Source organism: Halomonas sp. ATBC28 (assembly GCF_005937175.1).
Taxonomy (GTDB): Bacteria; Pseudomonadota; Gammaproteobacteria; order Pseudomonadales; family Halomonadaceae; genus Vreelandella; species Vreelandella titanicae.
Genome location: NZ_VCQL01000014.1, coordinates 83,031 through 107,072, shown reverse-complemented (window position 1 = coordinate 107,072; position 24,042 = coordinate 83,031). Strand labels below are relative to the sequence as shown.

Here is a 24,042-nt window from a genome sequence, read left to right as displayed (position 1 = left end):
GGGAACACCATGAAAATTATCGCATCACTTATCGTCGCTAGTTTACTAAGCGGCTGCGCCGGCATGGTCGCTACATCGGAAAATTTAGAAGGTGCAGACGCAACGCTTACCCCCCGTGGAGCTACCTACCAAGATTTAATTTCACTCCCCCCCACAGCTGGGCAAATTTTTGTGTCTGTTTATGACTTTCGCGATCAAACAGGCCAATACCGCCCTGCGCCTGCAAGTACTTTTTCAACCGCTGTCACCCAAGGTGCGGCAGCAATGCTAACCGGTGCGCTGGCGGATTCAGGCTGGTTTATACCGCTTGAGCGTGTCGGTTTACAAAACTTGCTTACCGAAAGACGCATTATACGCGCAGAGTTTGAACGCTTTGGCCAGCCCGATACGCTGCCATCCCTGCGTGCTGCCTCGGTGATGTTGGAAGGCGGTATCATCGCCTACGAATCCAACGTGCGCACTGGCGGCGCTGGCGCTGAGTATTTTGGTATTGGTGCTTCAGGGCAGTACCAAGTTGACCAGGTAACGGTCAATTTACGCGCGGTTGAAATATCCACCGGCGAAGTACTGGCTAACGTAACCACAACGAAAACGATCTACTCGAAAGAAATGCGAGCGGGTGTCTATCGTTTTATTGATTTTCGTCGTTTGCTAGAGGCCGAAGTAGGCCTTACCACGAATGAGCCTGTACAGTTGGCGGTCATGTCAGCGATTGAGTCGGCGGTTATTCATCTTATCGCCAGAGGCGTTGAAAACCGACTGTGGAACCTCGCACCAGGTACGAATATTCAAGATACTGTACTTAATGACTACCTAAATTCCCCAACACCCATGCTTTAATATTTCTTATATAAAAAATTAACAACGGCCACATTAAAAGTGGCCGTTGCATACGTAAGCAATACCTAAAGTGACTAAAAAACTAATTCTCTTATGGTGTTTTTAATAGTTATTATTGTTTTAATAATTGTTAAAAAAACAATAGTCATCTCAAAAAAATTCGCTATGGTTAATTTCTAAAAACAAGCCAAACTCAACGCATGAATACAAACTGATACGAAAAGTTTCAAAAGGAAAAATATGAAAACGTTCAGTTACAGTAAGCACATGCGAATCTATTTTACTGCGTTAGTGGCCGCTATTTCTTTAACCAACGCTTCCACCTTATTAGCCGCTGGTAATGACTTTACACGTTTGTCTGAAGAAAACGCACGAATAACTCAATATGCAGCAGGTACATACCATAACAATCTATTAAAAAGTAACGTTAGCATTATTAGTCAAAATGGCAATGACAACCAAGCTAATGTTACACAGTCTCGCTCAGCGAGTTATCAAATGGGTAACATCGCCTATATCTATCAAGATGGATATAACAATCAAGCCAGTATTTCTCAAAATAATGGCGCTAACATTGGTTTAGTAAAACAGGTAGGTTCAAATCACGTCGCGAATATAAGTCAAACTGGCGGCCAATTTGAAATTAAAGCGCAAGTAACTCAATTTGGACAAAATAGTGATATTGCTCTTTCTCAATCGGGCAGTGGCCTTCGCAGCATAAGTGTCGAACAACAAAATTATTCGGGCTATGCGCGGCCGGTCACTATCGATACCAACTGAGTCGCATCCAGCTTCTCAGTTAAAACCAAAGCAAGTAGATCGAAACCAAGGGGAAACACCATGAAAACTCAAATTACTACTATCGCTGCCGCCATTGCTCTAGTTAGCGCGTTCTCAGCACAAGCTCGTGACTACCAAGATTCAACTATCAACGGCGCTGCCAATTACGTGGCAAATCCAGCTTTTGATGAACAAGAAGCAATTCGTTTAGGTTTGAATGGTTTTGATCGGGATGATAAGCGCACTTCGTTAATCATTCAAAATGGTGATGATAACATTGCTGAAACTGATCAATATGGAGATGCACAGTATTCTCGCGTAGTTCAGAAAGGAAATGAGAATAGCTCTTATGTATTACAAAGCGGTAACGAACACGAATCTGTCGTTTATCAAATAGGCGATGAGAACAAATCCACTGTGATACAAAAGGGTGGTGAACGTAATGATTCTTTTGTTCACCAAGATGGTAACGGTAACGACTCCACCGTTGCTCAGTTCTGGAATACTAGCCAGAGCGACTCCATCGTCGAACAATTTGGCGATAATAACTCCTCTGACGTCTATCAGGCATATAACACCGATGAAACTTGGAGTTTTGTGCATCAGGACGGCGACTATAACGAAGCCAAAGTCATCCAAGTTGCAGCGGATCTAAGTGCTTCCTACATTTACCAAGGTGGCGATGGTCACATGGCAGATGTATACCAAGAAGGCCGTAACAACGTATCGACTATCCGCCAAAACGTTTCTTACGGTGGTGCAGCAGCAGCTATTCATTCTCAGGTAGGCCACAATAACTCTGCTATCTCCACTCAGTGGTAACCCACCAAGAACACACAAACCGCCCCCATGGGGCGGTTTTTTATTGCTTAAAAGGTAACAGCTAACGAATCATCAGCGTCAATGTTCCCCCTGCCCCCTGAGTCGATGAACGCGACCGGTTACTGCCTTTTTGAATATCGACTTCCAGCCGCTCATCATCACTTAACAGTTTTACCGTGCCTTCCAGCTCCGTGCCAGTAAAGGTGTACTCAGCAGGTACTGTTCCGCTCTCTTCAACGTGCTCGGTGGTTTCTCCTTCGTGGGTAATCCGCCAGTGGGCGGAAAACTCAGCGCCCGGTGAACCGCTCATGGTGATATGGATCTGGGTCATGTCCTGCTCCTGAGGCGACTGAGCAGCCAGCGGGAAGCAAACCAGCAGCCCCGCTGCGCAGATCATGTATCGCCAAGCCGTTGGTCGTGCCATGAGTGTAACTCTCATATAAGCCAAGAGCCGCTCAAGTTGAGCGGCTCTTGACAGTATAGCTGGCTTTAGGTTACGTGCCGTTACATTACCGCAAAGGCTTTTTCTGCTGCATCCAGCGTGAACTGAATGTCTTCCGGGGTATGAGCACTGGACATAAAGCCTGCTTCGTAAGCAGAAGGCGCCAAGTAAACGCCATGATCGAGCATCGCGCCAAAGAAGCGGCGGAAGGCATCCGGGTTACAGGCGGTGGCTTGGGCAAAGTTATCCACACGGCTTTGAGAGGTGAAGAAAAGTCCAAACATACCGCCCGCCGACTGCGTCATCATCGGCACCCGTGCGGCATTGGCACGCTCCTGAAGGCCCGCACAAAGGGTGTTAACCCGCTGGGTAAGCGCATCGTGGAAGCCCGGTACCTGTAGTTTGGTTAGCAGTGCCACACCTGCAGCCATCGCCAACGGGTTACCCGACAATGTGCCCGCTTGGTAAACCGGCCCCAGGGGGGAGATGTTTTGCATTATCTCGCGCTTGCCACCAAAGGCGCCCACCGGCATGCCGCCACCGACAATTTTTCCCAAGCAGGTTAGATCAGGCACTATACCGTAGTGGGCTTGGGCACCGCCCAATGCCACTCGAAAACCAGTCATCACTTCGTCAAAAATCAGCACGCTGCCATACTCGTTACATACTCGGCGCAGCGTTTCCAAAAAGCCCGGTTGAGGCGGAATACAATTCATATTGCCGGCAACGGGTTCAACAATAATGCAGGCAATCTGATCGCCAATTTCGCTAAAACACGCTTCGACCCCTTCAGGGTCGTTAAACGACAGGGTAATAGTGTGTTCAGCCAGCGACGTGGGCACGCCCGGTGAGCTGGGTTCGCCGTGGGTAAGCGCGCCAGAGCCCGCCTTAACCAGCAGTGAATCAGAGTGGCCGTGGTAGTTACCCTCGAACTTAACGATCTTATCGCGGCCGGTGGTACCTCGCGCCAGGCGAATCGCCGACATGGTGGCTTCGGTGCCCGAGCTAGTCATGCGCACCATATCCATGGAGGGGATCATCTCGCAGATCAAATCCGCCATGGTGGTTTCGACTGCGGTAGGGGTACCAAAGGACAGGCCGTTGTCTAATCGCGCCCGTACGGCTGCCAATACGTCTTGGTCGGCATGCCCAGTGATCATGGGCCCCCAGGAGCCGACATAATCCACGTAGCGATTGCCTTCGACGTCAAACAGAAAGGCACCTTGAGCACGCTCCATAAAGACCGGCGGGCGGTGCAACCCTTTAAACGCCCGGACGGGTGAGTTTACTCCGCCCGGTATATGGCGACTGGCAAGATCGAACAGTTCAGCTGATGTAGTCATAGCATCCTCTCGGTCAATGGCGTACAGAAGATAGGATCAAAAACGGGCAGCCCGTGAAAAACGATGTGGCAAACACTGGCCGCTGGGCGGTTGAAAGCCTTGAGACAAACTTTGCCAAGTAAAGTGCTGAGCCTGCTCACAAGCTGTTGGTAAGCGCTCACCAACAGCAAGACGAGCAGCTAGAGACGATGCCAGCGTGCAGCCAGAACCATGGAACAATTCAGGCAAACGTGGCCACTGCCACTGGCGAGTAGTATCAGGCGAGTGCAGGGTGTGCACCACCTGTTGGTCGTTGCCGGGCAGCGGCTCATCCGTGGCAGTGACCAGAATGGCTTGGCACCCCTGTGACATCAGTGCCACCGCACGGGCCGTATCATCGAAAGGAGTGATGATGTCGGGCGTAAGCTGAGCCAACTCAGCGCGATTGGGGGTTAAGATATCCACAAGCGGTAACAAGCGATCAATAAACAATTGTCGCAAAGCAGGTGTGGATAACTCAGTTCCGCCACCGGCTTTGAAGACCGGATCGGCCACCACGGGAATGCCTGGAAAACGACGAATAATTTGCTCCGCTGCGCGCAGGGTGTCTTCGTCGGCAAGTAGGCCAATCTTAATCGCCGCGACCTGCATCTCACTAATTGCCTCGGCCATTTGGCGCATCGCGGTCGGCTCAGCAGGGATCACGCGGGTCACATTATGACAATTCTGTACCGTCAGCGCAGTGGGGATCGTTACCGCCCAACCACCACAGGCCGCAATGGCTTCACTGTCAGCGATCAACCCAGCGCCACCAGTCGGATCATGCCCGGCGAGTACCAACACCACGGGGGGAAGTGGTTGGCGCATCAAAAGGGCTTCACAACGGCAAGCAGAATAATCGCCACGAGCGCAATCACCGGCGCTTCATTAAACCAGCGAAAAAACACATGGCCTTTGGTACAACGATCCTGGGCAAACTGCTTCAAATAGATCAAACAAACGTGATGATAGGCGATAAGCAGAACCACTAGCGCCAGCTTGGCATGCATCCAGCCCTGGCTAAACCACTCGGGCACCAGATAGAGCATCCAGCCACCAAAAATGAGTACCGCAATCATCGATGGGGTCATGATGCCACGGTAGAGCTTACGCTCCATGGTTTTGAAATAGCTGATGGCCTGTTCGTCGCCGTTATCCCGCGCAGTGGCGTGATACACATACAGGCGGGGTAAATAGAACAGCGCAGCGAACCACGTCACTACGGCCATTAAGTGAATGGCCTTTACCCATAGGTACATTGTCGCTCCTTAAAGTGATGAGTCCTTCTTACGGGTATCATTCTCTCGTACTTCATTGTCACGAAGGTCGGCACCACGGGGGTCAGTGTAGTGATAATAACGTTCGATGGCGCCACGGGTGATAATACCTGAAATACGCCGCTGCTTTGGGCGATAGCCATGAACGACGTAGAGCGCCCCCAGAGCGTTATCCTGCAGTTTTAGAAACGCTTCGGAAAGCGTCGCCTGTAAACCAATCGGTGCCAGCTCTAAACGCTGGCCGGGGATTTCCAGTAGATCAATCAGCTCATCCTCAGGCGGCTCATCCCCCTGCAGCGCCTCATCGTGCTCAAGTAGCCAGCGTGCCAATTCAGCGGCTTTTAGCGCCAGCACAGGTTTTTCCTCTGTTGACCGCTCAATCACTAACCACACTGGGTTCTTCTCTAATAAAAGCCGCGCTTGATCAGGGGTGATCATTCGCTCGGTGCGCACCAGTTGACGCTCCATCACCGCAGGCACCGAAACCCGTGAGAGTGCCTGCATCAACGGCTGCTGAAGCGGGTGAAGCCCGTAGCGCACCGTGCTAATAAAGAAACCTTCACAGCCGGTCAATTGACGCGAGGTTAAGCACGCCACCACCACCGCCAGCATGCCGGGAAGCATGATACTCGGCGTATGGGTTAACTCCAAAAGCGCCATTAGGGCAGCAAGAGGCGCTTGTAACACCGCCCCCATCATTGCGGCCATGCCTAGCATCGCGTAAATACCAGGATCCGCGGCTTTATCAGACCAAAGCCAGCCTCCCAGTAAACCAAACAGTGCACCTGTGGCAGCACCTATGACCAACACCGGGCCGATAATACCGATGGGTACGCCGCCAGCGACAGTTAGCGCTGTAAGCAGTAGTTTGACGATCATTAGCGCCAGCAGCACTTTAATTTCCAGCTGGTTATTGAGCGCCGCCGCCACGCTGTCATAACCGATGCCCTGAACCTGAGGGAACCACCAAGCCACCGCGCCAGTTGCCACACCCACCAAGCCAAGGCGCATCCAGAGCGGCCACAGCATAATCCGCTGGTTGCGTGAAATATGAATAAACAGCCCCGCTAACAGACCAATCACCAGCCCGGTAACCACAATCCACGGCAAGTTGATCAGTGAACCTAGTGCTATCTCGGGGATACGAAAAGCGGGTTCATTGCCATAAGCCAACTGTGCTACCAGCGCCCCCATGGTAGAGGCCAAAATCACGGGCATAAAACTCACCAAGGTGTACTCCATCATCACCACTTCCATGGCAAAGATGACACCCGCGATAGGCGTGTTAAAAGAAGCGGAAATAGCTGCTGCGGTACCGCACGCCACAAGTACTCTGAGACTATTATTGGGCAAACGCATCTGTTGGCCTAGTCCACTGGCCGCCGCCGCGCCCAAATGAATCGCCGGGCCCTCGCGCCCAGCAGAGAGCCCGCCCAATACCACCACAACACCTACCCACCACTGATTTAACCAATTGCGTAACGGAAAACGGCCCTGATGATAGGTAAGCCGCTCAATTACATGGCCAACGCCCAGCTTGCGCGCTGTCGGTTTTTGCCGGTACAGCAGCACACCCACAAGGGTAACCGCCAACATAGGTAGCAGCGCACGCAGCCAGGGCACCATGCTTTCAAACGCTTCTGGGTCGCCATCGGTCATGTAGAGCGCGGCGCCCGCTTCCAATAGCAGCCGAAACGCCACCATCACAGCGCCGGTAATAACCCCCGAGACAAGGCCCAGCAAACAGAGCTGCGGAAGGGCGTCGACGTTGGCCAACTGGCGACGAAAACTCTCTAAGGTAAAATCCGATCGGGAAAAACGCGCCACAGCGACCTTCCTTACTCTTGTATCTTTACACTCTTGTGTATCATAGCTGGATACGCTTAAACAGCTTGGTGTCCTATGCTTAAGCTAATAGCGAATTTGGTTTTCTACTCAGCGGCATCCGTAAGGAGTGAATTGTGATTAAGGTCGGCATTGTTGGCGGTACAGGTTACACCGGCGTTGAACTACTGCGGCTACTTGCCCAGCACCCCCACGTCAACGTAGCCATGATTACCTCGCGCTCGGAAACCGGCGTCAAGGTGTGCGACATGTACCCCAACCTGCGCGGCCATTACGACACGCTGGCATTTAGCGAGCCGGACGCCAAACAGCTGGGCGCCAAACAGCTGGGCGCCATGGATGCGGTATTTTTTGCCACCCCCCATGGCGTCGCCCATGCCCTAGCCGGTGAGCTACTCGAAAACGGCACTCGGGTGATTGATCTATCGGCCGATTTCCGGCTGCGCGATGCTGACGAGTGGAGCCGCTGGTACGACCAGGCCCACGGTGCCCCGGAATTGTTGCAAGAGGCAGTATACGGGCTGCCGGAAATGCACCGGGAGAAAATCAAAAACGCACGTTTAATTGCGGTTCCCGGTTGCTACCCCACCAGCGTTCAGTTGGGCTACCTGCCGCTTCTGGAAGCGGGTTTGATCGACCCAAGCCAACTCATTGCTGACTGCAAATCCGGAGTTACCGGCGCAGGCCGTGGCGCTAAAGTGGGTTCACTGCTTGCCGAAGCCAGCGAGTCGATGAAGGCCTACGGCGCTTCGGGCCACCGCCACCTCCCGGAAATTAGCCAAGGACTTAGGGATATCCAGCAATCCACAGTGGGTTTAACCTTTGTGCCCCACCTAACGCCGATGATTCGCGGCATTCACTCCACACTCTACGGCCAGCTAACCGCTGAGCCGGGCGACCTGCAGACACTCTTTGAGCAGCGCTACGCCGACGAACCCTTTGTCGATGTGATGCCCGCGGGGAGCCACCCTGAAACGCGCAGTGTCAAAGGCATCAACACCTGCCGCTTAGCAGTGCACCGGCCGGGCAATGGCAACACCGTCGTCGTGTTATCGGTGATTGATAACCTGGTCAAAGGCGCTTCAGGCCAAGCAATCCAAAATCTCAACTTAATGTTTGGCTTTGAAGAGAACACAGGACTCACCGCCCCTGCGCTGATGCCTTGAACCAAACACCAGTATGCAGAGGGTACTTCAAAAGGTTTCTTTACCAAGGCAGTTAACGTGGTGCGAGGGCAGGTTGGAGCGAGGGTCTTTCGACATGGATGTCGAAAGTAGCGCCCATGGACGGGTTCACAGCGCCCTCGCGCAAACCTGTCCTCGCCACCGAGGGGATCGGTAGCTAACCTAGACATTCCTAACTAATTCCCAGCAATAGTTGACCAATTTGCTGGGAATTACCCATAATCACCCCCCAATGCCGATTTATTCGTTCTTAAAGCTCGCGGGAGGTACCCATGAGCGGTGCAGAAGCCTTTGTTCCTACTCCACTACTGCTCTCTGATAGCGCACGAAAACGTATTAATGCGCTGATTGCAGAAGAAAATAACCCATCCCTTAAACTGCGGGTCTATGTAACTGGTGGCGGCTGTTCAGGTTTTCAGTACGGTTTCGACTTTGCAGAAAACGTCGCCGACGATGACACCGTAATAGAGTTCGGTAACGCAGCCCTAGTGGTTGACCCCCTCTCCTACCAATACTTGGTAGGCTCCACCGTCGACTACGAAGAGGGCCTGGCGGGCGCACGTTTTCGCGTTCAAAATCCTAATGCCACCACCACCTGCGGCTGCGGCGCCTCCTTTATGGTCTAAACAGCGTTGGCCCGCAGCGCTCCCCGTGACTTGACGCCCTGACGGTTTCTCGCCAAGGTTAATAGGTCAACAACGGCTTAAATAACGGTTTATAAAGAGCATCAAACGGTAAAAAACCGCTTTGTAACCCGCCATCAGCCATATAAAGCACGGGGAAACTTATGAAAATAGCACTACCACTCAGCCTAACCAAAACAACGCTGGCGCTTGCACTGGGATTGGGCAGCGCCAATGCCGCCATGGCCCAAACGCCATCGGTGAACGTGGCCACTGACCCAAGCTTTGTGCCGTTTGAAATGATGGATCAAGAGACCGGCGAAATGGTCGGCTTCGATATGGATATCATCAACGAAGTCGCCGAACGCGCAGGTTTTGAAGTCAACCTCACGACCATGGAGTTCTCCGGCATCATTCCCGCCGTGCAAACCGGCAGCCAGGAAATCGCCATTGCCGGTACCACCATTACGGAAGAGCGTGCCGAAGTTGTCGACTTCTCCGACCCCTACTACGATTCCGGTCTTCGCATTATTGTGCGTGCCGACAATGACAGCGTCGAAACACTAGAAGACCTTCAGGATCTCGCCGTTGGTACCAAAATTGGTTCCACCAGCTACGACTACCTGCAGCAAGAGCTTGGCGAAGATGCTGACATCACCCCCTTCCCGGGTACTGCCGACATGTACATGGCGCTGTTAGGCCGCAACGTTGACGCGGTGCTCTATGACGCCCCTAACGTTGCCTACTTCTCGCAAACCCGTGGCGAAGGCCGTACCAAGGTTGTTGGCCCGCTATATGAAGGTCAGCAGTACGGCATCGTCTTCCACAAAGGCAGCGAGTGGGTGGAACCCACCAACGAAGCACTCGCCGCGATGAAAGAAGACGGCACTTACGATGAGATCTACACCAAATGGTTTGGTGAAGCCCCCAGCGAAGAGTGAGTGTAAAACCTCTATAATAGCGTAACGCCATTACAGGGCCGGGTGGCCAAAACTCCCGGCCCTGCTGCGTTGATCATGTGTTTTTTGCCAACTGCTTTTTTGTTTCAGGAGTCTACGCGTGGACGTCAATTTTCAGTTTGATTGGTCGGCGGCGTTTGGGTCTATCCCTTACCTGCTGCCGGGTATTCCCTGGACGCTACTTATCTCATTTGGCGGCTTGGCCATTGGTTTTTTTATCGGCATATTCTTTGGCCTGTTACGCATTAGCCCCCTGCGCTGGCTACGCTGGCCGGCCATCATTTATGTCGAAGTGTTCCGCGGCACGCCGATTCTGGTTCAAGTACTGTTTATTTTTTACGGCTTACCACAACTGCTGGGTGGGCCAATTAACGCCCTGGTCGCCGGTATTGCCGCGATCGCCGTTAATTCCGGCGCTTACATCTCTGAAATCGTGCGTGGCGGTGTGCAGTCAATTGAGCGCGGTCAAGGGGAAGCTTCGCTCTCTCTGGGCCTTTCCCGCACTCAGGCGTTTCGCTACGTTATCTGGCCCCAGGCGTTTCGGCGCATGATCCCGCCTCTTGGTAACCAGGGCATCATCAGTATCAAAGATACCTCCCTGTTTTCAGTGATTGGCGTCAGTGAGCTGGTGCGCCAAGGGCAGATCTATATCGCCACCACCTTCACGGCCCTTGAGGTCTACTTTATGGTCGCCCTGATGTATCTCGCGATCACCTGGACGCTCTCCATCATCCTGCGCCAACTTGAGCGCAGAGGCCTGGCCGGACAATAAGGACACGCGCAATGAGCGAGACATTGAACAACACAACGCAACCAATTGTGCGTATGCAGCAGCTCAACAAGCACTTTGGCAGCCTGCACGTACTCAACGATATTGACCTTACGATTGTGCCCGGTGAAGTTGTCGTGATCATCGGCGCCAGTGGCTCAGGTAAATCGACGCTGATTCGCTGTATTAACGGCCTGGAAGAGTTCCAATCAGGCAGTCTGGTGGTCGATGACAATGAACTGCTGCCCTATGGAAAGAGCACCCAAGCACTGCAAACCATCCGCACCGAAGTGGGCATGGTTTTTCAGCAATTCAACCTGTTTCCCCATCTCAGCGTCATTGATAATGTCACACTGGCGCCGATGAAAGTGCGCGGTTTAAGCCGTGACGACGCGGTCAGCAATGCCAAACGTTTGCTTGACCGGGTGGGTATCGCCGACCAGGCCGATAAGTACCCCAGCCAGCTCTCAGGCGGCCAGCAGCAGCGTGTGGCGCTCGCTCGTGCCTTGGCCATGGAACCCCGGCTGATGTTATTTGACGAGCCCACATCGGCGCTTGACCCGGAAATGATCGGTGAAGTGCTCGATGCCATGCGTGAACTGGCCAAAGAGGGCATGACCATGGTGATTGTTACCCATGAAATGAGCTTTGCCCGTGAGGTTGCCGACCGGGTGATTTTTATCCATAAAGGCGAGATTACCGAGCAGGGACACCCGGAAAAACTGTTCGATTCACCGCAACATGAACGTACTCAATCCTTCCTTGCGCGGGTGCTTAAACACTAGATGTGAACACTCAATGCCCTCGCGTAGACCTGCGCTTAGCACCTAAATAACGCGTTCGCTAATGCGAAATGACGCTTTTTTACCGGCCTGTCGACACGACAGGCCATTTTTTTGCCTGTGGATAAACTTTTTTTACATTAATCGTTTTTATCTCCGCAAGGACTACCATGGGCGTCTCTCAGCGTTAGCTCCACACCCAACGTTGCTTGTTCACAGGTGCGGTAACAACCTAGGTACTGGCCGGTGGATAAGCCGTGGCCAATTGCATCTGTGGATAAGGCGCTATTTCATCCACAGGCTTAGCACCCTTTCTACCCAGGCACTCCCGCCTTCAAACATGTAGAAGTCAACAATATAAGTTGATGAAATAATTAATAATTATTCGCTTATACACAGAAATTGTCCACACTAGTAGTTACAACATTTACAGAACTTCTCTTATTTTATATTTATGTTGTTATTAATAGAGGCGGTTTAGCGATTTGGGGTGTGGAAAAACCTGACGGTTACCCACAGGGGGTTTATACTTGCCGACTCATTGATCTAAGGTGGCTGCGTCTAGAATCGACTGCATTGGCCACATCATCCGTGCCGACAGGCACAAGACGAGGTGTCTCTTGAATTACCCCGACCGCTTTGACGTGATTGTCATCGGCGGTGGCCATGCGGGAACTGAAGCCGCACTGGCCTCTGCTCGCATGGGCTGTCAGACCCTGCTGCTCACCCATAACATCGAAACTCTGGGCCAAATGTCGTGTAATCCCGCGATTGGCGGCATCGGCAAAAGTCACTTGGTCAAGGAAATTGATGCACTGGGCGGCGCCATGGGGCTTGCCACGGACTTGGGTGGTATCCAGTTTCGTGTGCTCAATGCCAGCAAAGGGCCTGCCGTTCGGGCCACCCGTGCCCAGGCTGACCGCATCCGTTACAAGTCAGCGATCCGCGGAATGCTGGAAAACCAGCCCAACTTAACGATTTTCCAGCAAGCCGCTGGTGATCTGATTGTGGATAACGACACCGTACGAGGCGTCGTCACGGAAACCGGCATTCGCTTTCATGCCGACAGCGTCGTGCTGTGTACCGGGACATTTTTGGGTGGCGTGATTCATATTGGTTTGGATCAAAGCAAAGGCGGCCGAGCGGGCGACCCGCCTTCCAACGCGCTGGCTGAACGTCTGCGCGCCCTGCCGTTTCGGGTTGACCGCCTAAAAACCGGTACGCCGCCGCGCATCAATGCCAAAAGCGTGGATTTTTCCCAGTTGGAAGAGCAGCCCGGTGATAGCCCAACGCCGGTTATGTCCTACCTGGGATCGCGGGAGATGCACCCTCAGCAGGTGAGTTGCCACATTGCTCACACCAATCAGCACACCCACGATCTGATTCTGGCCAACCTTGATCGCTCGCCGATGTATTCCGGCGTCATCGAAGGGATTGGGCCACGTTACTGCCCATCGATAGAAGACAAGGTTCATCGCTTTGCCGATAAATCCAGCCACCAGGTGTTTATCGAACCCGAAGGCTTGGATACCCATGAGCTCTACCCCAACGGCATCTCGACTTCGCTGCCCTTTGACGTGCAGATTCAGGTGGTGCGTTCCATCAAAGGCTTGGAAAACGCCCATATCACCCGGCCTGGCTACGCCATTGAGTACGACTTTTTTGACCCACGAGACTTAAAACACTCGCTGGAAACTAAATTTATCCACAACCTGTTTTTTGCCGGTCAAATCAACGGCACTACCGGCTACGAAGAAGCCGGTGCTCAAGGTTTGCTCGCAGGCCTGAATGCCGCCCGCCGCGCTCAGGAGCTGGACGCCTGGTATCCCCGCCGCGATGAAGCCTATCTCGGTGTACTGGTTGATGATCTGATCACTATGGGTACCAAAGAGCCCTACCGGATGTTTACTTCCCGTGCGGAGTACCGCCTGCTGTTGCGGGAAGACAACGCGGATTTACGCTTAACCGAAGCGGGCCGGGAATTGGGTCTTGTCGACGACACGCGCTGGGCAGCGTTTAGCCAAAAACGCGAGGCTATCGAACAAGAGAGCGCGCGGCTAAGCACCCTGTGGATACAACCGGGAAGCCCAGCGGCTGAACAAGTGGCCGAAAAAACCGGGGCACCGCTCACTCGCGAGTATTGCTTGAGTGATCTGCTTAAACGCCCTGAATTGAATTACAGCGATTTGGCCAATCTGCCCGGCATTGAGGGCACCCTGGTCACTGACCCAGCAGTCGCCGAGCAGGTGCAGATTCAGGCTAAGTATCAAGGCTATATCGATCGTCAGCAGCATGAGATCGATAAACTCAAACGCCACGAAGCCACGCCACTGCCTGCGGAGCTGGATTATTTAAAAGTCGAAGGTTTGTCTAACGAAATTCGCCAAAAGCTGGCTGAAGCGCGGCCGGAAACGCTTGCTCATGCGGCGCGGATTTCAGGCGTTACACCGGCGGCCGTCTCTATTTTGCTGGTGCATCTGAAAAAGCGCCGGTTGGTAGCCGCAGCTGAGGTAGTTAACGGATGAGTTCGTTGAACCCACTGTTGAAGACGCTACCTACAAGCGTTGCACCACGGCTCGATCAAGGCCTTACCCAATTAGGCATCGCCGTTGACGAACATCAACGCCAACAGCTGCTAGGCTTATTGGCACTGTTGCACAAGTGGAATCGGGCTTATAACCTCACAGCGGTGCGCGATGTGGACGACATGGTGTCGCGTCATGTGTTGGATAGCGCCGCTGTGTTGCCCTATGTGCGGGGGCCGCGGCTACTGGATGTAGGTGCGGGTCCTGGGCTTCCTGGTATCGTATTAGCGATATTAGCCCCCCAGCTTGATGTAACACTGCTGGATAGTAATGGCAAAAAGGTGCGCTTTCAGCGTCAGGCGGTAATGGAGTTAGGGCTTGAAAACGTCACTCCCGTACAGGCGCGGGTGGAACAGTTTGAAGCCGCCGCTTTTGATCAGGTGATTTCCCGAGCATTTGCCAGCTTGGTCGATTTTGTCACCTTGACCCGCCAGCTACCCAGCGCCGATGGCCAGTGGTTAGCCATGAAAGGCCCGGGGGCGGATGATGAACTGCGCGACCTGCCCGCCGGTATACGTTTATATCAGCGTCACCTATTGGAAGTACCCTTTGAAGCGGCCCAGCGGCAGCTGCTGATCTTGGATGTTGAAAGCTAAATGTGAAAGCTGAATGTTGAAAGCTGAACGTTGATTCTGACCCCCAGAAGGAGTTGAGTAAGTGAGCCAGATCATTGCCCTGACCAACCAAAAAGGCGGCGTGGGCAAGACCACCTCGGCCGTTAACCTGGCGGCCAGTCTCGCTGCGCTCGACCGTCGCGTACTGCTGGTGGATCTTGACCCCCAAGGCCATGCCAGCATGGGCAGCGGCATCGATAAATACGAGCTCGATAAAAGCGTGCTTGACGTTCTACTGGGCGAAGCAACGGCCGCTGATACGATTGTCAAAAAGCTGGCGGTCAAGTACGACGTACTGCCGGGTAACGGTGATCTCACCGCCGCCGAAGTCGAGCTGCTAGATCGCGATAAAAGCGAGAGCTGCTTAACCAACGCACTAGCTTCGGTCTCGGATGCCTATGACGTAGTGTTGATCGACTGCCCGCCCTCTTTGAACATGCTAACCGTGAATGCATTAACGGCTTCCGATAGCGTGCTGATCCCTCTTCAGTGCGAATTTTACGCCCTGGAGGGGCTGTCGGCCCTGCTCGATACCGTTGAGCAGATTAAGCAAAATGTGAATCCTGATCTTGCCATTGCGGGCATTTTGCGCACTATGTATGACAAGCGCACCAGCTTAACGCGGGAAGTGGATAAGCAGTTGCGTGACTATTTTGGCGACATGCTGTTGAAAACGACCATTCCTCGCAACGTCAAAGTTGCCGAAGCGCCGAGCCACGGATTACCCGTTACGCAATATGCCCGGTTCTCCCGTGGTAGCCAGGCCTATCGTGTGTTGGCGAAAGAGATGATTCGTCGCCTAGCGTTATAAAATGAGGAAAAGCGAATGACGCGTAAACCCGCGCTGGGACGTGGCCTGGATGCCCTGATTGGTGCCGGTGCCCGTCGCCGTGACAGCTTAGAACTTGCCGGTAGCGGCACCCCGTTGGAGCTTTCTGACGCCGCGCGTAGTGCCGCGGCCGATGACGTTAGCGAAGATCGCCTTGAACGTCTGCCGTTAGGGCAATTAACGCGAGGTAAATATCAGCCGCGCCGGGATATTCAGCCCGAAGCGCTAGAAGAGCTGGCAGACTCCATTCGCGCCCAGGGCGTGATGCAGCCCATCGTCGTGCGTCCAATTGGCGTGGATCGCTACGAAATTATTGCCGGTGAGCGTCGCTGGCGGGCAGCCCAACTTGCTGAGCTGGACGTTATCCCGGCGGTGATCCGGGAAGTCAGCGATGAAGTTGCCCTGGCGCTGGCGCTGATCGAAAACATTCAGCGTGAAAACCTCAACGCCATCGAAGAAGCCATGGCGCTCAAGCGCCTGGGCGAAGAGTTTGAGCTTACCCAGCAGCAGATTGCCGACGCAGTGGGTAAATCGCGCACCCAGGTAGCCAACCTGTTGCGCCTGCTGGCGCTAGATCCGGAAGTGCAAACCCTACTCGAACGGGGTGACCTGGATATGGGCCACGCAAGAGCTTTGCTGACGCTGAACAGCACCCAGCAGCGGCAGGTGGCTCATGAGGTGGTCAATAACGATATGACGGTGCGGGCCACCGAAGCGCTGGTGAAAAAAGTCCAAACCAGCCAAACACCAACCAAAACGCCTAACCGTCAAAGCAAGCAGCCCGATGTGGCCAAGCTTGAAACACATCTTGGCGAACTGCTCGGTGCGCCTGTCTCCATTGATCATGGTCAAAAAGGCAAAGGTAAGTTAACGATACGTTATACCAGCCTCGAAGAATTGGATGGCATCTTGAATCATATTAAATAGCAGGCTATTCAATATCACGTAAGAAGCGCACACGTTTTCCCCCTTTGGTCGCAAATCAGCCCTTAAGCGGGCAAAATCGGTGCGACTTCGGTTGAAGGTGTGATAGCGCTTCCCTATAATCGCGCAAGATTTGTGCAGGTTGCCTTGGTTTGTCTAGCTATTAGCTGGTCGAGGTATTGGTTTTTATCAGTGAGGCTGGGCCGGTATGCAGCGATACGAAACCCAGCGTCGAAAAGCCTACATCGTTCGGCTCACGATCGCGCAACTGATGATCACCTTCGTTGGTATGTTGGCCGCCTATCTAGTCGCCGATTTAGAAGGCGTGTCATCGGTTTTTAAAGGGGCGCTGGTAGCCTTATTACCGCACGCCTTTTTTATCAAACGAATGGGGGTTTTACGCGCGAGTAGCCCTTCAAAGGCAGCGATGCGCCTGTTTCGCGCCGAGGCAGGCAAGTTTGGTTTGACGGTGGCACTGTTTGTTGCAGTGTTCGTGGCAGCGCCCCCCTCAAACCCTACTTTCTTTTTTTATGCTTATGTTGCAGTTGTTCTAACGCATTGGCTTACGCCTTGGTTAATGCCAAAAAAAAACGCTAATGCCTAGAAAATTGCACAACTGATTGAGGTGACACATCCATGGCCGCAGGAAACGAAGTCTCAACGACTTACTATATCCAGCACCACTTGCAGAATTTGACCTTTGGCAATCATCCTGAGAACGGCTGGTCGCTGGCGCATTCAGCAGAAGAAGCAAGTGAAATGGGCTTTTGGGCCATTCACCTGGATACCATGGGCTGGTCGATTGCCATGGGGTTGCTGTTTATCTGGATTTTCCGCAAAGCGGGCAAAATGGCCACCACGGGAGTACCCAGTGGTCTGCAAAATGCCGTTGAGATGGTCGTAGAGTTTGTCGAGGACATGATCAAGGGGACATTTAAAGGGCATAACCCGATCATCGCCCCCCTCGCGTTGACGTTGTTCGTGTGGATTCTGTTCATGAACACGCTCAAAATTATTCCGGTCGACTACTTCCCCGTGCTGTTCAGCAAGCTGGGCGTGGACTACATGAAAATTGTCCCCACCACCGATGTGAACGCCACGCTGGGTTTGGCATTAGGGGTATTCGGACTGATCCTTTACTACAGCTTTAAGGTTAAAGGCGTGGGTGGTTTCGCCAAAGAGCTGTCATTGACCCCGTTTAACCACTGGGCGCTGATTCCCTTTAACCTCCTGCTGGAAATTGTCGCGCTGCTGGTTAAACCGTTTAGTTTGGCGATGCGTCTGTTCGGCAACATGTTTGCCGGCGAAGTGATCTTTATTTTGATCGCCATGCTGCCGTTCTGGGCTATCTGGGTGCTGGATGTGCCGTGGGCCATTTTCCATATTTTGATCGTCGTACTACAAGCTTTCATCTTTACAGTGCTGTCCGTGGTGTATCTAAGCGCTGCACACGAGCATCACTAATCCGAGCAATGCTTGAAACACATTAACCCTTAACCTCAACCCTCGACCTTTAACTTGAAAAACTAGGAGCATTACCATGGAACTTATCTACATTGCCGCTTCCATCATGATCGGTCTCGGCGCTCTAGGTACCGGCATTGGCTTCGCTATTTTGGGTGGTAAGCTGCTGGAATCTACAGCGCGTCAGCCTGAACTGGGCGACCAGCTGCAAACCAAAACCTTCCTAATGGCAGGTCTGTTGGATGCCGTTCCGATGATCGGTGTTGGTATCGCAATGTACCTGATCTTCGTTGTTGCCGGTTAATGACAGCTCAGCCGAGCGTTAAGCGCTCGGTTTTGTTTCACTCCGGTCGCCACGAACTTGTCAGAGGTACATTCCTGTGAATATCAACATGACGCTAATCGGGCAGACGATCGCCTTCGCGATCTTTGTCTGGTTTTGCTTAAAGTATGTGTGGCCTCCGATCAGCAACGCGCTTCATGAGCGTCAGAAAAAAATTGCTGATGGCTTGGATGCAGCCAGCCGTGCTAACCGTGATCTTGAGCTTGCTCAAGAGCGGGCGGAGCAGACGCTGCGCGAAAGCAAGGAGCAAGCTTCTCAGATTCTTGAGCAGGCCAACAAACGCTCTGCCCAGATAGTTGAAGAAGCCCGCGAACAGGCCCGCGCCGAAGGCGAACGCCTAGTAGCGAGTGCACGTTCCGAGATTGAGCAAGAAGTGAATCGCGCTAAGGATGAACTTCGTGCCCAGGTCTCTTATCTCGCCGTTATGGGTGCCGAGCGTGTTCTTGAAGCGTCGGTCGACGAACAAGCCCATCGCAAGTTACTCGATGAGCTTGCTGCTGAACTGTAAGGAGGTGAACCATGGCGGAATTACTTACCGTCGCTCGTCCTTACGCTAAGGCAGCGTTTGAATACGCGCGTGATCATGAGGCGCTTGATAGCTGGTCACAAGCGCTGAGTTTTTTAAGTGTTGCGGTAGCAGATGACGTCGTGCGCCATCGGCTAAGCAGTCCCAAATTAGACAGCGAGCAAAAAGTGTCGCTGCTTGTCGAGCTTATTCCTGAGCAACAGGATGAGGCTTTACAGCGATTTTTGACTGTTTTGGCTGACCAGGGCCGCCTGATGGCGTTGGCCTCCATTGCTGATCAGTTCGAGCACCTGCGTGCTGAACACGAGCAGCGGGTTGAAGTGAACGTCACCTCTGCTTACAAGTTAGATAGTAAGCAGAAGACCAAACTAGCGAACGCGCTTAAGAAACGTCTGAATCGCGAAATCTCTATTACTACTCAGGTGGACAAGTCGCTTATTGGCGGTGTCATCCTGCGTGCTGGCGATACCGTTATTGACGGCTCCGTACGTGGTCGATTGAACCGCCTTTCCGAAGCGCTAACCGCTTGAGTCTGAGGGACATGGCATGCAGCAACTGAATCCTTCCGAGATCAGCGACATCATCAAGCAGCGAATTGAAAAGCTTGACGTCGCATCCGAAGCCCATAATCAGGGCACCATCGTCACCGTTTCCGACGGTATCGTGAAAATTCACGGCCTCGAAGACGCGATGTTTGGTGAAATGATCGAATTCCCCAACAGCATCTTTGGCATGGTACTCAACCTGGAGCGTGACTCCGTGGGTGCCGTAGTGCTGGGTGACTACCTGCAGCTCGAAGAGGGCATGACCGCCAAGTGTACCGGTCGTATTCTCGAAGTGCCGGTAGGCCCTGAGCTGATTGGTCGTGTGGTCGATGCGCTGGGTAACCCCATTGATGGTAAAGGCGACATTAACACCACCATGACCGACGCCGTTGAGAAAGTGGCGCCGGGCGTTATTACCCGTCAGTCCGTCGATGAGCCGATTCAAACCGGTCTGAAATCGATCGATGCCATGGTGCCGATCGGTCGTGGTCAGCGTGAGCTGATCATCGGTGACCGTCAAATCGGTAAGTCCGCCATTGCCATTGATGCGATCATCAACCAGAAAGGCAAAGGCGTGACCTGTGTCTACGTGGCGATTGGCCAGAAGCAGTCGACCATTGCCAACGTGGTACGCAAGCTTGAAGAGCACGGCGCCATGGAGCACACCATCGTCGTCGCCGCTGGCGCTGCCGATCCGGCTCCCATGCAGTTCCTGGCCGCTTACTCTGGCTGCACCATGGGCGAATACTTCCGCGACCGCGGCGAGAACGCGCTGATTGTGTATGACGACCTCTCCAAGCAGGCCGTCGCCTACCGCCAGGTATCGCTGCTGCTGCGTCGCCCGCCGGGTCGTGAAGCCTATCCTGGTGACGTGTTCTATCTCCACTCGCGTCTACTTGAGCGTGCTGCACGAGTTAATGTCGACTACGTTGAGAAGTTCACCAACGGCGAAGTGAAAGGCAAAACCGGTTCCTTGACCGCGCTGCCGATCATCGAAACCCAGGGCGGCGACGTCTCCGCGTTTGTACCGACCAACGTGATCTCGATCACCGATGGTCAGATCTTCCTGGAAACCAACCTGTTTAACTCGGGTATTCGTCCGGCGATTAACGCCGGTCTATCGGTTTCTCGTGTAGGTGGTTCGGCGCAGACCAAAATCATCAAGAAGCTCGGCGGTAGTGTCCGTCTGGCGCTGGCTCAGTACCGTGAACTGGCGGCGTTCTCGCAGTTTGCCTCTGATCTTGACGAAGCCACGCGTAAGCAGCTTGAGCACGGCCAACGTGTCACCGAGCTGATGAAGCAGAACCAGTACTCGCCGATGTCGATCGCTGAAATGGCGCTGTCGCTGTATGCCGCCAACGAAGGCTTCCTGGATGATGTCGAAGTGAACAAGGTGCTGGACTTCGAGCGTGCCTTGCACGACTACATGAAGTCTGAGCACGCTGATCTACTCGACAAGATCAACCAGAGCGGCGACTACAATGGTGAGATTCAAGACAGCTTGAAGTCGGGTCTCGAGAAGTTCAAGGCGACTCAGAGCTGGTAATGTTTAGCCCGTCTGTGATGGACGGGTTTGCATGCTTTCTGAGAGCCACGAACGAAGGGTAGATCGCTATGGCAGCTGCAAAAGAGATACGCACCCAGATCGGGAGCATTAAAAATACGCAGAAGATCACCAGCGCCATGGAAATGGTGGCTGCATCTAAAATGCGTAAAGCGCAAGATCTGATGAGAGCTAGTCAGCCTTACGCTAAGCAGATCCGCAATGTGGTCGGCCACATTGCCGATGCGAACCCCGAGTACAGGCACGACTATATGGTCGAGCGTAGCGAGGTTAAGCGCGTTGGTTACATTGTGGTCTCTACAGACCGTGGTCTGTGCGGTGGCTTGAACCACAACCTCTTCAAAGCCTTGCTCAAACAGGCCAGCGAGTGGAAAAAGCAGGGCGCAGAGCAGGATTTTTGCGCTTTGGGCGCTAAGGCCAGCACCTTTTTCCGCAACTACGGTGGCAATTTGGTGGCGGCGAAGAGTGGTTTAGGCGAAGCCCCGACCGTTGAAGGTCTGATTGGCAGTATTAAGGTCATGCTCGAAGCGTACGATGAAGGACGTCTCGACCGGCTTTACGTGGTGCACAACGAGTTTGTTAACACCATGACCCAAAAGCCAGTGGTTCGTCAGCTTCTTCCGCTGTCGCCTGATATGGGCGCAGACGCTGAGCAAGACGACGAAAACGCCCGTCCCGGAAGCTGGGACTACCTGTATGAACCGGATGCCAAGGCGTTGCTCGATAGCCTGCTGGTTCGTTTCATCGAATCGCAGGTGTATCAGGCGGTAGTGGAAAACGGCGCTTGTGAACAAGCCGCCCGAATGATCGCTATGAAAAGTGCCACTGACAACGCAGGCGGCCTTATCGACGATCTGGAGATGGTCTACAACAAGGCCCGTCAGGCCGCCATCACCCAGGAAATTTCTGAGATCGTCGGCGGCGCTGCTGCCGTATAACGCCTAGGGAGTCGACTATTTAAGCGACTCCCGGCAGACAGGTTTCATTTGCAGGTTTTAGAGAGGAACCAAGATGAGCGGACGTATCGTACAAATCATCGGCGCGGTGATTGACGTAGAGTTTCCGCGGGACTCTGTGCCCAAGGTCTACGACGCGCTGAAGGTCTCCGATGTTGGGACCATCCTCGAAGTCCAGCAGCAGCTGGGCGACGGCGTGGTGCGCACCATCGCCATGGGCTCCACTGAGGGCTTGAAGCGTGGCATGGACGTGACCAGCACAGGTGCCGCCATTTCCGTACCGGTAGGTAAGGAAACGCTGGGCCGTATTATGAACGTACTCGGCGAACCGATCGACGAAGCGGGACCGATCGGTGAGCAAGAGCGTATGCCGATCCACCGTAAAGCACCGAGCTATGCCGACCAAGCAGCTTCTAACGAGCTGCTGGAAACCGGTATCAAGGTTATCGACTTGGTCTGCCCGTTCGCTAAGGGTGGTAAAGTTGGCCTATTCGGCGGCGCCGGTGTCGGTAAGACCGTTAACATGATGGAGCTTATCCGCAACATCGCCACCGAGCACAGTGGCTACTCTGTATTCGCCGGTGTTGGTGAGCGTACGCGTGAGGGTAACGACTTCTATCACGAAATGACTGAATCCAACGTTATCGATAAGGTATCGCTGGTTTATGGTCAGATGAACGAGCCTCCGGGTAACCGTCTGCGCGTAGCGTTGACCGGCCTGACCATTGCCGAGAAATTCCGTGATGAAGGCCGCGACGTTCTACTGTTCGTCGATAACATCTACCGTTACACCCTGGCGGGTACCGAAGTATCGGCACTTTTGGGTCGTATGCCATCAGCGGTAGGTTATCAGCCTACGCTGGCTGAAGAGATGGGCGTTCTGCAGGAGCGTATTACCTCGACGAAAACCGGCTCAATCACCTCCGTACAGGCCGTTTACGTACCTGCGGATGACTTGACCGACCCGTCGCCGGCGACCACCTTCTCGCACCTGGATGCTACCGTGGTATTGGCACGTTCTATCGCCGAGCTGGGTATCTATCCGGCGATCGATCCGTTGGACTCCACCTCACGTCAGTTGGATCCGCTGGTCGTCGGTGAAGAGCACTACGCCACCGCTCGTGGTGTGCAGAACGTTCTTCAACGCTACAAAGAGCTTAAGGATATTATCGCCATTCTGGGTATGGACGAGCTGTCTGACGAAGACAAGTTGGCCGTTTCCCGGGCGCGTAAAATCCAGCGCTTCTTGTCGCAGCCGTTCTTCGTGGCCGAAGTATTTACCGGTTCACCAGGTAAGTATGTCTCACTGAAAGACACCATCAGTGGCTTCCAGGGCATTCTTGCTGGCGAATACGACGATATGCCGGAACAGGCCTTCTATATGGTCGGCTCCATCGACGAAGCCGTCGAGAAAGCCAACCAGATGAAGAAGTAATCCCGTCCATTAGGGGGATTCGCTATGGCGAATAGCTTTACTTGCAATATCGTCAGCGCTGAAGCATCGATCTTCTCAGGTACCGTTGAGCAGGTGATTGCTTCCGGGATTATAGGTGACCTGGGTGTTTTGCCGGGTCACGCCCCGCTGCTGACCGAGCTTCAGCCGGGTCCGGTACGCGTGATTCACGATGGCGGCAAGGAAGAGAACTTCTTTGTCTCGGGGGGCTTCATGGAAGTCCAGCCGAATGTCGTGACGATTCTGGCCGACTCTGCATCACGTGCCAGCGACCTCAACGAGGCCGCTGCCGAAGAAGCGCGTCAGCAGGCGCTGAGAGCCTTTAATGAGAAGTCATCGGAGCTCGATTATACTCGTGCTGCCGCTGAACTTGCCGAAGCCGTTGCACAGCTGCGAACGATTCAGCAGCTGCGTAAAAAGGCGGGTAAAGGCTAACACTCACGCACTTGGCGTGTGTCCAACGCCCCTTAAACCCGCTACCAGGGTTTAAGGGGCGTTTTTTTGTTTGGCAGTCAAATAAGTAAGTATGATGAGTTTGGTCAGTAGAATGGGCTG

Annotated in this window: 26 protein-coding genes; 21 read left to right on the top strand and 5 right to left on the bottom strand. The window is 53.5% G+C overall.

Annotated features, from left to right (window positions below; all coding sequences use genetic code 11):
- The first annotated feature begins 9 nt into the window (after positions 1-9).
- From E0L35_RS16600 to E0L35_RS16590, 3 genes are all read left to right on the top strand, one after another.
- Positions 10-840, top strand: coding sequence for a CsgG/HfaB family protein (locus tag E0L35_RS16600; RefSeq protein ID WP_022521038.1), 831 nt, complete (start codon positions 10-12; stop codon positions 838-840).
- Between the two features lie 240 nt (positions 841-1,080).
- Positions 1,081-1,620 carry a hypothetical protein gene (locus E0L35_RS16595; RefSeq protein ID WP_022521039.1) on the top strand — a complete coding sequence of 180 codons (540 nt, stop codon included), beginning with the start codon at positions 1,081-1,083 and terminating at the stop codon, positions 1,618-1,620.
- A 60-nt stretch (positions 1,621-1,680) separates the two neighbouring features.
- Positions 1,681-2,442 (top strand): hypothetical protein, encoded by a 762-nt coding sequence (locus E0L35_RS16590; protein ID WP_022521040.1) that lies wholly within the window; start codon positions 1,681-1,683, stop codon positions 2,440-2,442.
- Between the two features lie 61 nt (positions 2,443-2,503).
- Here the strand turns inward: E0L35_RS16590 and E0L35_RS16585 are convergent, their stop codons facing one another.
- From E0L35_RS16585 to E0L35_RS16565, 5 genes are all read right to left on the bottom strand, one after another.
- The gene (locus E0L35_RS16585) at positions 2,504-2,866 is read right to left on the bottom strand and encodes a hypothetical protein (protein ID WP_022521041.1); all 363 of its coding nucleotides are present in this window, start codon (positions 2,864-2,866) and stop codon (positions 2,504-2,506) included.
- An 80-nt stretch (positions 2,867-2,946) separates the two neighbouring features.
- Complete coding sequence (gene hemL, locus E0L35_RS16580; protein WP_009286351.1) at positions 2,947-4,227, bottom strand: glutamate-1-semialdehyde 2,1-aminomutase; 1,281 nt, start codon at positions 4,225-4,227, stop codon at positions 2,947-2,949.
- Positions 4,228-4,263: 36 nt separating this feature from the next.
- The gene (locus E0L35_RS16575) at positions 4,264-5,073 is read right to left on the bottom strand and encodes a hydroxymethylpyrimidine/phosphomethylpyrimidine kinase (protein WP_022521042.1); all 810 of its coding nucleotides are present in this window, start codon (positions 5,071-5,073) and stop codon (positions 4,264-4,266) included.
- On the bottom strand, positions 5,073-5,504 hold the full coding sequence (hemJ, locus tag E0L35_RS16570) for a protoporphyrinogen oxidase HemJ (RefSeq protein ID WP_022521043.1): 432 nt from the start codon (positions 5,502-5,504) through the stop codon (positions 5,073-5,075). The genes E0L35_RS16575 and hemJ overlap by 1 nt, the downstream gene beginning before the upstream one ends.
- A 9-nt stretch (positions 5,505-5,513) precedes the next feature.
- Positions 5,514-7,349, bottom strand: a complete 1,836-nt coding sequence (locus tag E0L35_RS16565; RefSeq protein ID WP_022521044.1) for a chloride channel protein — start codon at positions 7,347-7,349, stop codon at positions 5,514-5,516.
- A gap of 134 nt (positions 7,350-7,483) precedes the next feature.
- On the opposite strand from E0L35_RS16565, the gene argC reads away from it, so the two are divergent.
- The 18 genes from argC (at position 7,484) to E0L35_RS16475 (ending at position 23,922) form a co-directional block, all read left to right on the top strand.
- Positions 7,484-8,533 carry an N-acetyl-gamma-glutamyl-phosphate reductase gene (argC, locus tag E0L35_RS16560; protein ID WP_022521045.1) on the top strand — a complete coding sequence of 350 codons (1,050 nt, stop codon included), beginning with the start codon at positions 7,484-7,486 and terminating at the stop codon, positions 8,531-8,533.
- A 290-nt stretch (positions 8,534-8,823) separates the two neighbouring features.
- A complete protein-coding gene (gene erpA, locus E0L35_RS16555; RefSeq protein WP_007112206.1) occupies positions 8,824-9,177 on the top strand; it encodes an iron-sulfur cluster insertion protein ErpA in 354 nt (117 codons plus the stop codon).
- A 161-nt stretch (positions 9,178-9,338) separates the two neighbouring features.
- A complete protein-coding gene (locus E0L35_RS16550) occupies positions 9,339-10,115 on the top strand; it encodes a transporter substrate-binding domain-containing protein (protein ID WP_138800888.1) in 777 nt (258 codons plus the stop codon).
- Between the two features lie 118 nt (positions 10,116-10,233).
- Positions 10,234-10,905: an amino acid ABC transporter permease gene (locus E0L35_RS16545; protein ID WP_009286346.1), complete on the top strand. Its 672-nt coding sequence runs from the start codon at positions 10,234-10,236 to the stop codon at positions 10,903-10,905.
- A gap of 11 nt (positions 10,906-10,916) precedes the next feature.
- Positions 10,917-11,687 carry an amino acid ABC transporter ATP-binding protein gene (locus E0L35_RS16540; protein WP_171051176.1) on the top strand — a complete coding sequence of 257 codons (771 nt, stop codon included), beginning with the start codon at positions 10,917-10,919 and terminating at the stop codon, positions 11,685-11,687.
- A 617-nt stretch (positions 11,688-12,304) separates the two neighbouring features.
- Positions 12,305-14,209 (top strand): tRNA uridine-5-carboxymethylaminomethyl(34) synthesis enzyme MnmG, encoded by a 1,905-nt coding sequence (mnmG, locus tag E0L35_RS16535; RefSeq protein WP_022521048.1) that lies wholly within the window; start codon positions 12,305-12,307, stop codon positions 14,207-14,209.
- Positions 14,206-14,865, top strand: coding sequence for a 16S rRNA (guanine(527)-N(7))-methyltransferase RsmG (rsmG, locus tag E0L35_RS16530; RefSeq protein ID WP_022521049.1), 660 nt, complete (start codon positions 14,206-14,208; stop codon positions 14,863-14,865). The genes mnmG and rsmG overlap by 4 nt, the downstream gene beginning before the upstream one ends.
- 61 nt (positions 14,866-14,926) lie before the next feature.
- A complete protein-coding gene (locus E0L35_RS16525; protein ID WP_009286343.1) occupies positions 14,927-15,694 on the top strand; it encodes a ParA family protein in 768 nt (255 codons plus the stop codon).
- Between the two features lie 15 nt (positions 15,695-15,709).
- Positions 15,710-16,639 (top strand): ParB/RepB/Spo0J family partition protein, encoded by a 930-nt coding sequence (locus E0L35_RS16520; protein WP_009286342.1) that lies wholly within the window; start codon positions 15,710-15,712, stop codon positions 16,637-16,639.
- Between the two features lie 205 nt (positions 16,640-16,844).
- Positions 16,845-17,240, top strand: coding sequence for an ATP synthase subunit I (locus E0L35_RS16515; protein ID WP_138800887.1), 396 nt, complete (start codon positions 16,845-16,847; stop codon positions 17,238-17,240).
- Positions 17,241-17,272: 32 nt separating this feature from the next.
- Entirely contained in the window at positions 17,273-18,100 is an 828-nt protein-coding gene (atpB, locus tag E0L35_RS16510; RefSeq protein WP_009286341.1) for a F0F1 ATP synthase subunit A, read from the top strand.
- 76 nt (positions 18,101-18,176) lie between these two features.
- The gene (gene atpE, locus E0L35_RS16505) at positions 18,177-18,404 is read left to right on the top strand and encodes a F0F1 ATP synthase subunit C (RefSeq protein WP_022521051.1); all 228 of its coding nucleotides are present in this window, start codon (positions 18,177-18,179) and stop codon (positions 18,402-18,404) included.
- A 76-nt stretch (positions 18,405-18,480) separates the two neighbouring features.
- A complete protein-coding gene (locus E0L35_RS16500) occupies positions 18,481-18,951 on the top strand; it encodes a F0F1 ATP synthase subunit B (protein WP_022521052.1) in 471 nt (156 codons plus the stop codon).
- A gap of 11 nt (positions 18,952-18,962) precedes the next feature.
- Positions 18,963-19,499 carry a F0F1 ATP synthase subunit delta gene (locus E0L35_RS16495; protein ID WP_022521053.1) on the top strand — a complete coding sequence of 179 codons (537 nt, stop codon included), beginning with the start codon at positions 18,963-18,965 and terminating at the stop codon, positions 19,497-19,499.
- Between the two features lie 16 nt (positions 19,500-19,515).
- Positions 19,516-21,060 (top strand): F0F1 ATP synthase subunit alpha, encoded by a 1,545-nt coding sequence (gene atpA, locus E0L35_RS16490; protein WP_009286340.1) that lies wholly within the window; start codon positions 19,516-19,518, stop codon positions 21,058-21,060.
- A 68-nt stretch (positions 21,061-21,128) separates the two neighbouring features.
- Complete coding sequence (gene atpG / locus E0L35_RS16485; RefSeq protein WP_009286339.1) at positions 21,129-22,016, top strand: F0F1 ATP synthase subunit gamma; 888 nt, start codon at positions 21,129-21,131, stop codon at positions 22,014-22,016.
- A gap of 73 nt (positions 22,017-22,089) precedes the next feature.
- A complete protein-coding gene (gene atpD, locus E0L35_RS16480) occupies positions 22,090-23,469 on the top strand; it encodes a F0F1 ATP synthase subunit beta (RefSeq protein WP_022521054.1) in 1,380 nt (459 codons plus the stop codon).
- A 24-nt stretch (positions 23,470-23,493) separates the two neighbouring features.
- Positions 23,494-23,922, top strand: a complete 429-nt coding sequence (locus E0L35_RS16475; protein WP_022521055.1) for a F0F1 ATP synthase subunit epsilon — start codon at positions 23,494-23,496, stop codon at positions 23,920-23,922.
- Positions 23,923-24,042 lie beyond the last annotated feature (120 nt).